Origin of the sequence: Parvibaculum sp. (genome assembly GCF_030694575.1) — a bacterium.
GTDB lineage: Bacteria > Pseudomonadota > Alphaproteobacteria > Parvibaculales > Parvibaculaceae > Parvibaculum.
The window spans coordinates 1-11,491 of the sequence record NZ_JAUYUS010000054.1; the positions used below are offsets into that span (position 1 = coordinate 1).

At 59.8% G+C, this 11,491-nt stretch carries 12 protein-coding genes and 1 tRNA gene; 8 read left to right on the forward strand and 5 right to left on the reverse strand.

Going from position 1 to position 11,491, the window contains the following annotated elements; genetic code table 11:
- Positions 1–124: 124 nt before the first annotated feature.
- Positions 125–199, reverse strand: a tRNA-Glu gene (locus Q8S60_RS08265).
- 838 nt (positions 200–1,037) lie between these two features.
- Positions 1,038–1,439 (reverse strand): DUF6476 family protein, encoded by a 402-nt coding sequence (locus Q8S60_RS08270; RefSeq protein WP_305278603.1) that lies wholly within the window; start codon positions 1,437–1,439, stop codon positions 1,038–1,040.
- Between Q8S60_RS08270 and Q8S60_RS08275 the strand changes: the two genes are divergently transcribed.
- The 8 genes from Q8S60_RS08275 (at position 1,438) to Q8S60_RS08310 (ending at position 9,338) form a co-directional block, all read left to right on the forward strand.
- Positions 1,438–2,520: an RluA family pseudouridine synthase gene (locus Q8S60_RS08275; RefSeq protein ID WP_305668472.1), complete on the forward strand. Its 1,083-nt coding sequence runs from the start codon at positions 1,438–1,440 to the stop codon at positions 2,518–2,520. The two genes, Q8S60_RS08270 and Q8S60_RS08275, sit on opposite strands and share 2 nt — an antisense overlap.
- A 195-nt stretch (positions 2,521–2,715) precedes the next feature.
- Positions 2,716–3,678: a DNA cytosine methyltransferase gene (locus Q8S60_RS08280; protein ID WP_305278601.1), complete on the forward strand. Its 963-nt coding sequence runs from the start codon at positions 2,716–2,718 to the stop codon at positions 3,676–3,678.
- Positions 3,679–3,731: 53 nt separating this feature from the next.
- Positions 3,732–4,625: a NaeI family type II restriction endonuclease gene (locus Q8S60_RS08285; protein WP_305278600.1), complete on the forward strand. Its 894-nt coding sequence runs from the start codon at positions 3,732–3,734 to the stop codon at positions 4,623–4,625.
- A gap of 1 nt (position 4,626) precedes the next feature.
- A complete protein-coding gene (locus Q8S60_RS08290) occupies positions 4,627–5,043 on the forward strand; it encodes a very short patch repair endonuclease (RefSeq protein ID WP_305668473.1) in 417 nt (138 codons plus the stop codon).
- A gap of 176 nt (positions 5,044–5,219) precedes the next feature.
- Positions 5,220–6,314, forward strand: coding sequence for a DUF262 domain-containing protein (locus Q8S60_RS08295; RefSeq protein WP_305326055.1), 1,095 nt, complete (start codon positions 5,220–5,222; stop codon positions 6,312–6,314).
- A 26-nt stretch (positions 6,315–6,340) separates the two neighbouring features.
- Entirely contained in the window at positions 6,341–6,811 is a 471-nt protein-coding gene (locus tag Q8S60_RS08300) for a hypothetical protein (RefSeq protein ID WP_305326056.1), read from the forward strand.
- A 406-nt stretch (positions 6,812–7,217) separates the two neighbouring features.
- On the forward strand, positions 7,218–8,120 hold the full coding sequence (rpoH, locus tag Q8S60_RS08305; RefSeq protein ID WP_370869332.1) for an RNA polymerase sigma factor RpoH: 903 nt from the start codon (positions 7,218–7,220) through the stop codon (positions 8,118–8,120).
- A gap of 84 nt (positions 8,121–8,204) precedes the next feature.
- On the forward strand, positions 8,205–9,338 hold the full coding sequence (locus Q8S60_RS08310; protein WP_305326058.1) for an AI-2E family transporter: 1,134 nt from the start codon (positions 8,205–8,207) through the stop codon (positions 9,336–9,338).
- On the opposite strand, the gene msrA is transcribed toward Q8S60_RS08310, so the two are convergent.
- The 3 genes from msrA to Q8S60_RS08325 form a co-directional block, all read right to left on the reverse strand.
- Positions 9,335–9,988 (reverse strand): peptide-methionine (S)-S-oxide reductase MsrA, encoded by a 654-nt coding sequence (msrA, locus tag Q8S60_RS08315; RefSeq protein WP_305326059.1) that lies wholly within the window; start codon positions 9,986–9,988, stop codon positions 9,335–9,337. The genes Q8S60_RS08310 and msrA overlap by 4 nt on opposite strands.
- Positions 9,989–10,072: 84 nt before the next feature.
- Complete coding sequence (locus Q8S60_RS08320; protein ID WP_305326060.1) at positions 10,073–10,489, reverse strand: nuclear transport factor 2 family protein; 417 nt, start codon at positions 10,487–10,489, stop codon at positions 10,073–10,075.
- Between the two features lie 86 nt (positions 10,490–10,575).
- On the reverse strand, positions 10,576–11,491 hold a 916-nt coding region (locus Q8S60_RS08325; RefSeq protein ID WP_305668474.1), incomplete at its 5' end, for a phospholipase D-like domain-containing protein.

Here is an 11,491-nt window from a genome sequence, read left to right on the forward strand (position 1 = left end):
GACCGGCTTCACCATCGGCCTGCTGTCGACGTTGGTGCTGTGGCTCGGCGCGCTGATCGCGCTCGCCATGCAGGCGATCGCCGCCTATCTCTAGCGGCCAACACACTGATTTTATGGAAGAATCTGGTATCCCCTAGGGGAATCGAACCCCTGTTTTCGCCGTGAGAGGGCGATGTCCTAACCGCTAGACGAAGGGGACAAGCCGGATCGGCCGTCTTTTAGGACGGTTGCGAAATCCGTGCAAGAGCAATCCTGACCGGCCCGATTTTTCCTAGGGGACAGCCCCTAAAAAATCGCTTTCGCGATGCGTCATTCGACCGCACCACGCAGCTTTTCACGGTCTTGTGCTCCGCATTAATACAATTTGCTCAAGCAATTTCATATACTTACAGTGACTTTCGTTCGCATCCCAAACTACATTAAGTTTTTGCAACGCAGCAGAAATCCAATTGACAAACTGTCACCCGAGCGCGATATTTGATTCACGAAACGTCGGTCGACCTCCTCCCCGACCGATACTTTCAGAATGCCGCCGGTGCCATCCTCCCCTCCTCCCCCGGCACCGGCGGCACCCTCCTTCCCCCAAATCATTGAAATCGCTGACAGATACGGCTTTGACGCGGGTTTATCCCCGCTTGACTGTCATCGTACTGTCACAAAAATGTCATGTGGCCATTTCGATGGCCCGCCAGAGACGTTCCGCAGCCACGCGTGTCGCTTTGCGCGCACTTGTCCCCGCCCTGCTTTTCGAGGGATGAGGGCGGGCGTGAAATAAGTAATCCCCGGTTTTGGGAGATTGCCGCGCGGCACATGGATCCCGGCTTTCGCCGGGATGACATTTTGGGGTGGTGGGGTTTTGAGGGGGGGGATTTCTGAGTGGGGATAAGAAATTCTGCGCGGGCGGAGGAAGAAACTTGTCCCCGGTTTTCGGCCGGGTTCGATTCCCGTTGATTCTTCCTGCCATCCTCCCCTTGAGGGAGGGTGGCAGGAAGGATGGGCCGCAGGGCATCGCGTCCTGCTCCTCGCTCTCCCTGCCCCTACTCCCGCGACGCGAAGCCCGACATGGGCGTGAGCAGGATGCGGCCGAGTTCCTCGCCGGTCTTCACGCTGACGATGACGATGGCTTCGGCGCTGTCGCTGCCGACATGGATGGCGAGGCGGTCGTCCGTCATGGTGACGGAGCGGACGCGCTCGCCCGGCGCGACGGCGACCCGCGAGACGCCGAATTCGCCGGCGGGACGCGCGGCCGCCCGCTCGCCCAGGCTGCCCGCCCGCTGGATGATGACGGCGACGATGACCGCGAAGCCGAGCACCAGCACGGCCCCCATGCCGCCGACCACGAATTTCAGGCGGCGGATGTTCCGCGGCGTGTTGAGGCCGGTGGGCTCGCCCGCTTGTCCTTGCGGCGCTTCCCGCTCCGGTGTTGTATCCTCGGCCATGATGTCGATCGCTCCTGAAACGCCGAATGAAAGACCCCGCGCCGAAGCGGAGACGCGCGCCGTGACGGTGACGGCGGAAGAGGCGGGCGCGCGGCTCGACAAGTATCTCACGGAGGCGCTGGGGGACAAGGGCGAAGGCGACGCACCCGCCACGCTGTCGCGCGCGAGGATGCGCCAGCTGATCGAACAGGGGCAGGTCGCGCGCGAGGAGAAGGCCGGCGCGGCGAAACTTCTCACCGATCCCTCCTACCGCGTGAAGGCGGGCGAGCGGATCGAACTGACGGTGCCGCCGCCGACGCCAGCAAAGCCCGCGGGACAGGCGATCCCGCTCGAAATCGTCTACGAGGACGCCGACCTCATCGTGGTGATGAAGCCGGCGGGGCTCGTCGTCCATCCGGCACCCGGCAACCCGGACATGACGCTGGTGAACGCGCTTGTCGCGCTTTGCGGGGAGACGCTGTCCGGCATCGGCGGCGAGAAGCGGCCGGGCATCGTCCACCGGCTCGACAAGGAGACGAGCGGGCTGATGGTCGTCGCAAAGACGGACCGCGCGCATCGGGGCCTCTCGGCGCAATTCGCCGCGCATGGCCGCGACGGCAAACTGACGAGGCGCTATACGGCACTCACCTGGGGCGCACCCGCGCCGAAAAAGGGAACGGTGGACGCGAACATCGCGCGCTCAAGCCACAACCGCTCGAAAATGGCGACGGTGCGCGACCGGGGCGAGGAGACCGGCGGCCGCATCGCCATCACGCATTATACGGTGAAGACGGAATATGCCGGCGGGCTGGTGGCCGAAGTCGAATGCCGCATCGAAACCGGCCGCACCCACCAGATCCGCGACCACATGACGGCCCTCGGCCACCCGCTGCTGGGCGACGCGACCTATGGCACGGGCATGAAAAGCCGGAAATCGAAACTCTCGCCGGAAGCGCAAGCGGCGCTGGAACGGCTCGGCCGCCAGGCGCTGCACGCGCATCACCTGGGGTTTGAGCATCCCGTGACGGGAAAGAAGATGAGCTTTGATGCTCCGTTGCCGGAGGATATGCGGGAGCTGGTGAGGGCGTTGGAGGGGATGTGAAGGACAAATTTGTCTGCATAGAGACTATTCACGCACAACAAGCTTGGCCTGATACACCCATCACACACCTTTTTATCCCCTTCAAAATCAATATTGCGCGCCGCGCTCTCTTGGAACAAAATGTGAACAAATTTCATCATGACTCGCCCGCTCGCTACATCTAGATTTAGGGCTTATGAGGGGAAGGCAGCCAACATGTTGACGTCCATTGAGTTATGCGCCGGTGCCGGCGGGCAGGCCCTAGGCTTGGAAATGGCTGGGTTTGAGCACAACGCCCTCGTGGAAATTGACCCGCATTGCTGCAATACGCTCCGGCACAATCGTCCAGACTGGAATGTCATCGAGGATGACCTGCGTGTATTCAAAGATCGCGCCTCGGATTTCAAGGGCGTGGACCTTGTCGCTGGAGGACTCCCCTGCCCTCCATTTTCCGTTGCGGGAAAGCAGCTAGGCGCGCGCGACGAGCGCAACCTGTTTCCTGACGCTCTCGACATTATTGATGCTGCCCGCCCGCGTGCGATAATGATCGAAAATGTGAGGGGTTTTCTCGACCCCGTATTCAGCGACTACCGGGCTGAGCTGAAGGCAAAGCTCCGGAAATTGGGGTATGACGCTGACTGGCGGTTATTTAATGCCTCTGAATACGGCGTTCCGCAGCTTCGCCCGCGCGTCATCATTGTTGCCGCCAAAACCGGGCAGTTCGATGCATTCGACTGGCCGAAGCCCCGCCCGCACAAGCCCAAGACCGTGGGAGAGACGTTGGTTGATCTAATGGCGGCCAATGGCTGGCGTGGCGCAAAGACCTGGGCAGGACGCGCCAACGAGATTGCGCCAACCATTGTGGGGGGCTCGAAAAAGCATGGCGGGCCGGACCTCGGCCCGACGCGCGCCAAAAAAGCATGGGCTTCCCTGGGTGTGAACGGGATGACTATTGCCGAGGAAGCGCCCGCCAGTGACTTCGTTGGAATGCCCCGTCTCACGGTGCAGATGGTTGCCCGCTTGCAGGGCTTTCCGGACGACTGGCATTTTACCGGCCGCAAGACTGCCGCCTACAGGCAGGTCGGGAACGCCTTCCCGCCACCGGTCGCTCAAGCCGTCGCTGAATGCATCGGTGTTGCTTTGCAGCGCAACAGCGGCACCCTCCGGCGTACCGCCTGAGCTACTGGCTAAAGGTTCTAGGATTCATCTTCCGCGCCTTGTAGCTTCGGCGCATGAAGCAGAAGATTCCGGAAAGCCTCGTCCACGAAAAGCACGACGACTACAAGGAACTGAACGCCGTCTATCAGGAGATAGTACAGCGGGCTGGCGGCCTTTCGTCGCTTCGGACGGAGCTTCCCAAACTGCTCCGCGGTTGCATTGACGGCGTCATCCAAACCCCGAAGACGGGAAGACGCTCGTATGAGGAGCTTGAAAAGACCGAGAAGACCTATATCGGCACCTGTGTCGAAATCGAGTTGCGCGCCTATTTGAAATTGCCCAAAGGAAAACTCGATACCGTAATTGCGGGCCGGGATGTCGACATAAAACATACGATGGGATCCAACTGGATGATCCCGACAGAAGCAGTGAACAATATCTGCATTCTCGTCGCAGCGGACGAAGCACGGGCACAATGTTATCTGGGACTCTTTCTGGCCAATCCGGAATATCTGACCGCCGGACAGAACAAAGATTCCAAGAAAAGTCTGTCTGCGTTTGGATTCCGTCACATTCATTGGCTCTTTCGTGACGAGCCGTACCCAAAAAACTTCTGGCGGACGCTGCTTCCCGAGACGGTCGAAGAGATATTCTCGGGGGCAAGCGGCAATGACCGCGTCGTTTCTCTTTTCCGTGCGGTCCAGGGAACGCCTATTTCACGCGATGTAGTCAATGCCGTGGCCCGTCAGAAAGACTTCACACGCCGCATCCGCGCCGATAGCGGCAACGGAACCAGGGACCGGCTCGCCGAGGAAGGTATTTTGCTTTTGGGTGGAACCCAGACAGCCCACAAACAGCTAGCCACACGCTTCGGGCTTAAGCTCGGTAGCCCGAGCGACTACATTTCGTTTCAGGTGACTACCAACGAAGAGCGAGAAGCTGCGCGGGCGGCGGGCTTCAACGTCTGATATGGCAGACAAGATTTCCAAGGAACGCCGCAGCGAAAACATGCGGCGTATACGAAGTAAAGGCATGAAGCCGGAGATGGCCGTTCGGCGGCTCGTTCATGGCATGGGCTACCGTTACCGGCTGCACCGGAAAGACCTGCCGGGAAAGCCAGATCTTGTATTTGCCTCCCGAAAGAAAGTCATCTTCGTGCATGGATGCTTCTGGCATCAACATGACGATCCCGAGTGTCTCGACGGGCGTCCGCCAAAATCGAACACATCGTACTGGCTGGAAAAGCTCAAGCGGAACGTTGAAAGGGATACCGAAAATCGAAAGAAACTAAAGGTTGAGGGATGGAATAGCCTTGTTATCTGGGAGTGCGAGACAAAAAATGCCGATGACATCCGTGAACTGATAGTGGCATTCTTAAAAAATTAACAGCAAGAGAAGGAGGCGAGAGACTCGCTTCAAAGCAAACGTCGCCGTTGGCCAATAAGATGTTCTATGTCGATCACTATGGTCAATAACAAGTCATCAATGCTTAGTACCACGCAGACAACGCCCGCGCCGCTAGAGCACGAACCAAAAAAGAAGTTATTTCATCAGGATCGCCTATGTCAGAAGAAATTGCAGAACTCGATGATCCCGATTTCACGGAAGACGATTACAACGAGTCGCCGCCGGGCGACATCGTCGCTTACAACGAGCTCAGGTCGTGCGCAGATCTTTACCGAATGCATGAAGACGGAATTCTGGAAATCCAACCTGAGTTCCAACGGGATTTTGTTTGGAAGGCAGCCGATCAGACTCGGTTCATCGACTCCCTCATCAAGAGCCTGCCCATTCCGAGCATGTGCTTCGCATTAGACTACAAAACAGACAAATGGATCGTTATTGACGGCCTACAACGAATGTCCACGATTGTTCGGTTTCTGCGGGGAGACGATTGGCGTCTATCGAAAATCGAGGACATCAATAAAGATATCGCCGGCAAAAGCGCCGCATCTATAAAAAACTCGAAGAAAGGCACGCTACGAAGTTTCTTTACCCGGGTACAGAACCAGTCGCTTCCAATTAATGTGTTGCGATGTGATTTTTCCAAGAAATCACATATGGAGTATCTTTTTACAATATTTCATCGACTAAACGCTGGAGGCGTAAAGCTCAACAACCAAGAAATTCGAAATTGCATCTACGGCGGATCATTCAACGAATTGCTGCAGGAGCTTGATCAGCATGCTGGATGGCGAAAAATCAACCGCATGAGATCAAATGAAAACTACAGGTACGTAAAGCAGGAAATCATTCTCCGTTTCTTTGCTTTTCATGAAAGGCGTCACAAGTATTCCGGGCAGATTGCCAGATTTTTGAACGACTATATGTACAGCCATCGCGATGCTGATGAAAATTTTATTGCCGAAAAGAAGCATCTTTTCGACAGAACTGTTTCCGTATTTTCAGAGAAAATCTTTCCTGATGGACCAGAGGGACGCATCCCAACAAGCGTGCTTGAGGCTTCTCTAGTCGCAGTCGCGACGAACATTGATTTTGTTGAAACACTTGACATCAAAGAAGCCCAAGATCGCTACGAGAAACTACGAAAGAATGATCAGTTTACTGATGAAGCGGTCGCTGAGGGATTGTCAAAGAAAGACAAAGTGGATGCGAGATTCAAGGTAGCGCAAGAAATTTTCTCCTCTGCCGCATGATCTCGAAGACCTATATAGAGCAAAATTTGAAGCAACTGGACGTGCGATTTCGCAAAGCGAAAACGCCGAAACAGAACCTGTACTATTCCAAAATAGCCATACTGGAGCTATGCGGTTGGATTGAGTTGTCCCAGGATGATCTCTTACGACGGGTGACGCGAAAAAAGCTCTCTAGTCAAAAAAATCTCGAGGCGTTCGAGGTTGACGTTATCAAAAAGAACTCTGGATTTGGCTATCCACATCACTTTCGGAAAATGCTCATTCATGCCGTCGGGCTCATCAATGTGGAAAAGATAGAATTAAATGTTGATCAGCAGAAAAAAGCAGCATTTGAGGCTGAGCTGAACACTCTTTGGATAACTAGGAACAGCTTGGCCCATACTTACATAAAAGGTACCGCATCTGCGATCGATGCTCCTTCAATGACAATCGCCAGGTTTGCCAAGGTGTACAACGGCATCAAAGAGTTTGAGAGCGTCATATTCAAAACTATCTAGCGCTCTGCTCGTCGGCGTCATTCTGCCAAACAGACCCGCGCCGAAGCCGGCGGATTGTGCCGGAAGTGGCCTATGATCGGGTGGCGCTCGACCTGGCCCTGGACCGGGCGGCCTGAGCCCCACCCCCCTTTTCCCCGCCCCATTCCTCCCCATATACGCTCTCGGCCGGACCTTTTTTGCCTTGGGGGCTCTCAGGTTCGGAACATCGTTGGCGGCGGGGACGTTCACTCTATTTGCCGCATTCACGCGTTTGATAATCCGACGTATTATGTCGGGTATTGGACCGATGGGCCCGGGAACCGGGCCGGATCAGGGGTTTTTCATGGCCGAGGCCAAGACAGAGAAAACAGCAGGCAAGGCCGCCGAAAAGGCGCCCAGGGCGCTGGTGAAGGCGCCGGGCAAGGCCGTGGCGCGGCTCGCGCCGGCGCCGAACCCAGAGGGCTCGCTGTCGCGCTACCTGCAGGAAATCCGCAAGTTTCCGATGCTGGAGCCGCAGGAGGAATACATGCTCGCCAAGCGCTGGCGGGAGCATGAGGACACCGGGGCGGCGCACCAGCTTGTGACGTCGCATCTCCGCCTCGTGGCGAAGATCGCCATGGGCTATCGCGGCTATGGGCTGCCGATCGGCGAGGTGATCTCGGAGGGCAATGTCGGCCTGATGCAGGCGGTGAAGCGCTTCGAGCCGGAGCGCGGCTTCCGGCTCGCGACCTATGCGATGTGGTGGATCCGCGCCTCGATCCAGGAATATATCCTCCGCTCGTGGTCGCTCGTGAAAATGGGCACGACCGCGGCGCAGAAGAAGCTCTTCTTCAACCTCCGGAAGGTGAAGGGCCAGATCCAGGCGATCGAGGAGGGCGACCTCCACCCCGAACAGGTGACGCATATCGCCGAGCGGCTGGGCGTGACCGAGGACGAGGTCGTGTCGATGAACCGGCGGCTTTCCGGCCCCGACAATTCGCTGAACGCGCCCTTGCGGCAGGACAGCGAGGGCGGCGAGTGGCAGGACTGGCTGGTGGACGACACCGCCGACCAGGAAGCGACGCTGGGCGAGGCGGAAGAGCTGGACCAGCGCCGCGAAATGCTGGCCGCCGCGATGGCGACGCTGAACGAGCGCGAGATGCACATTCTGACGGAGCGCAGGCTGAAGGACGAGCCGGCGACGCTGGAAGACCTCAGCCAGGAATACGGCATCAGCCGCGAGCGCGTGCGCCAGATCGAGGTGCGCGCCTTCGAGAAGCTGCAAAAAGCGATGAAAAACGCCATGCGGGCGGATGCGGATGCAAGGCGGGACGCGCTCGCCGGCGTGTGAGCTGAATTAAGGAACCAGGAACGAGGCCGCCCGTTGTTACGGAGCGGCCTTTTTCATGTCCGCCTTTCGATGCAGGGGAACCGAGTGCCCGAGACTGACGCCGAGCGCGGCACGGAAGCGGCGGATGGCCTCGCGCCGGGTCGCCGCACGCGCCTCATGCGGGCGGAGACGGCGCTGGGCATTCTGGCCGTGCTCGCCATTCTCTACACGGCCTATCTGGCGCAGAACCTCGTCGCGCCGATCGTGGCGGCGGTGGTGGGGAGCTTCATCTTCATGCCGCTGATGCGGACGGCGCCCTTCCGCTTCCTGCCGGACGCGGTTTCCGCCTCGATCATCGTCGCGGCCATCATCGGCGCGCTGGCGGGCGGCATCTACATGCTGGCGGAACCCGCCGCCAAATGGACGGAGCGCATTCCCGCCGCGCTGGAGGAAATCGAGGAGAAGTCGCGCGGGCTTTCGGAGCCCGTGGCGGCGATGCGCCGCGCCTCGAAACAGGTCGAGGAGATAACGCAAGGCGACAACGCGCCCCGCGAGGTCGTGGTGCGGGAGGACGGGCTCGTCGCGCAGGCGATGGAGGTGGCGGGGCAGAAGGGCGCCTCGATCCTCATCTTCATCGTGCTGCTCTATTTCCTGCTCGCGACCGGCGAACTGCTGCGCGACCGCATCATCCGCTCGGCGAAACGGCTGACCGACAAGGAGCGCGCGCGGCGCATCCTGTTCAGCATCGAGCGCGAAATCTCGACCTATCTCCTGTCGATCAGCCTCATCAATGCCGGGCTCGGCGTCGCCATCGGCGTCACGATATGGGCAATCGGCCTGCCGAACGCGATGCTCTGGGGCGTCGCGGCCGCGCTGCTGAACTTCATTCCCTATGCGGGGCCGATCGCCGGCATGGTGCTGACGGGGATCGTCGGCTTCATGACCTTCGACAGCGTGGGCGAGGCGATGCTCGCGCCCGCCGCCTATTTCCTGTGGAACCTCGTCGAGTCGCAATTCGTGACGCCGTCGGTGCTCGGGCGGCGGCACACGCTGAACGCGGCGGTGGTCTTCGTCTCCATCGTCTTCTGGGGCTGGATGTGGGGCGTGATCGGCGCGGTGCTGGCCGTGCCGATCCTCGTCATCCTCAACACCTGCTTCGCGCAGATCGAAGGCCTGCGGAAATTCTCGATGTTCATCGACGGCAGCGCGAAGACGAACGGCCCGGCGCTGCCCGACTAGACGCTGACGCCGGTGCCTATCGGGCAGGAGACGCCGGTGCCGCCGAGGCCGCAATAGCCGGCGGGGTTTTTCGCGAGATATTGCTGGTGGTAGTCCTCGGCGAAATAGAATTCCGGCGCGTCGAGAATTTCCGTCGTGACGGCGTCATAGCCCTGCTTGCGGAGTTCGGCTTCATAGGCGGCTTTGGACGCCTCCGCCGCCTTGCGCTGCGCATCCGAATAGACATAGACGCCGGAGCGGTATTGCGTGCCGACATCGTTGCCCTGACGCATGCCCTGGGTCGGGTTGTGGCTCTCCCAGAAGAGCTTCAGCAGCGCCTCGTAGGAAATCTTCGCCGGATCGAAGACGACGCGCACGACTTCGTTGTGGCCTGTGCGGCCGGAGCAGACTTCCTCATAGGTCGGGTTCGGCGTCATGCCGGCCGCATAGCCCGCCGCCGTGACGAGGACGCCGGGCGCCTCCCAGAATTTCCGTTCCGCGCCCCAGAAACAGCCAAGGCCGAACATCGCGATCTCGCTGCCGCGCGGATAGGGACCCTTGAGGTCCGCGCCGTTGACGAAATGGCGCGACGCGGTCGGGATCGCGAAATCGCGGCCAGGAAGCGCCTCGCCGGGCGCGGGCATTTCGGTCTTCTTGCGGAGATTGAACATCGGGTGGCCTCCCATTGTTGGGGGTTTGACCCAGTATATGGGGATTGCCCGCCACCCGCAAAAGGCGGCGCCGCCGGGGCGGGATTACGAAACCGCGAGAAACCGGTCGATCAGCGGCTGGTCGGCATCGTGGAGCCAGCATTCGCGCAAGAGCCCGTCCGCGATCCGGTAGACGAGCACGCGCTCGAGATCGGCGATGAGCGCGCCATTGTCGAAATGCTCGCGCGCGATCACGACGGCGCGCTCCTGCCCGGCCATGACGTCGAGGATCGCGACCAGCTTGCGGCCGGTGCGCTTGCTGAACTCGGCAAGCGCCGCGAGCGCGGCCGGCTTTCCCGCATGCGTGCCGGCGAGCGAATGGGCGCCGCCGTAGTGGAGCGTGAAATCGTCGTGATAGCAGGCGAAAATCGCCGCGAGATCGCCGCTCTTCCACGCCTCGACATAACGCCGGACGACGGCGAGATTGGCGGCGGCGCGAAGGCTTTCATCGTTGGACATCATGAACCTCGTTTCACCGCCCGAATTTGACCCGGACAGCGGCGCGGCACCAAGAGCCAATATCGGGATCGGCACGGGCCGGCATCGCCCTACAGCAGATGATCGATCGGCAGCACATAGCCGAGCCAGACGGGGATCCGCTCGAAAAAACTCGTCTCGGGCTCGGTGTCGAGACGGAGCGGCGGCGTCTCGCTTTCGTCCAGCCAGACAATACCGTCCTCCCCGTCCGTAACGATCCGCCAGCTGTTCCCGGGCGCGATATCCGCCTCGATGGCTTCCGCGACGTGCGCAGCGAGCGCCGGACTGTCGATCAGGATGCCGATCTCCGAGTTGTAGTGGAGCGAGCGGAGATCGAGGTTGAAGGAACCGACGAGCACGTAGCGCCGGTCGAAGACGAGGGTCTTGCTGTGGAGCGTGGTCTTCTCCGGCGTGAGGCCGAGGCCGGGCATGCCGCTGCTGCTTTGGGGCCGTGGCTTCGACTCGAAGAGCGCGACGCCGCTGCGCAGAAACCGCTTCCTGTCCCGAGCGAACCCGTAATGAACGAGAGCGGAATCGTGCGAGGCGAGCGAATTGGTGTGCAGCAACATGCGCACGCCGCGTGCCTTGGCATCGGCAAGCATGGCGGCACGCTGCTCCGTCATCATCACATAGGGGTTCTGGATCAGGACTTCCTGCTCCGCCGAGGCGATGTGCGAGAGCATCGCGGTCTCGATCTGCCCGGCGCGCGGCACGGCGATACCCTCGAAGACGGAACCCGGCGAGGTAAGCACGAGCGAGGCGGGAGCCCAGATGAAACGCTGTTGCAGCGTTATGTATTTTTCCGCGAGCTCCATGACCTCGATGCGGCGCGGCAGCGGGAAGGCTGCCATGTCGTAGACGAAGACCTCGTTCCAGACCGTGGCGAGGCTGAAGGGTATGCCCTCGCCTTCCACAAAATGTTCGACGGGGACTGCATAAGGGCTGTTCCAGAAGGCATCGAAGCTGGCGGACACTTCCTTCGTCAGC

Bases quoted from the DNA above. Each gene is read 5' to 3' on its own strand.
- Q8S60_RS08275 (WP_305668472.1), top strand. From the start codon at position 1,438: ATGATGTCGATCGCTCCTGAAACGCCGAATGAAAGACCCCGCGCCGAA.
- Q8S60_RS08270 (WP_305278603.1), bottom strand. From the start codon at position 1,439: ATGGCCGAGGATACAACACCGGAGCGGGAAGCGCCGCAAGGACAAGCG.
- Q8S60_RS08280 (WP_305278601.1), top strand. From the start codon at position 2,716: ATGTTGACGTCCATTGAGTTATGCGCCGGTGCCGGCGGGCAGGCCCTA.
- Q8S60_RS08285 (WP_305278600.1), top strand. From the start codon at position 3,732: ATGAAGCAGAAGATTCCGGAAAGCCTCGTCCACGAAAAGCACGACGAC.
- Q8S60_RS08290 (WP_305668473.1), top strand. From the start codon at position 4,627: ATGGCAGACAAGATTTCCAAGGAACGCCGCAGCGAAAACATGCGGCGT.
- Q8S60_RS08295 (WP_305326055.1), top strand. From the start codon at position 5,220: ATGTCAGAAGAAATTGCAGAACTCGATGATCCCGATTTCACGGAAGAC.
- msrA (WP_305326059.1), bottom strand. From the start codon at position 9,988: ATGTTCAATCTCCGCAAGAAGACCGAAATGCCCGCGCCCGGCGAGGCG.
- Q8S60_RS08320 (WP_305326060.1), bottom strand. From the start codon at position 10,489: ATGATGTCCAACGATGAAAGCCTTCGCGCCGCCGCCAATCTCGCCGTC.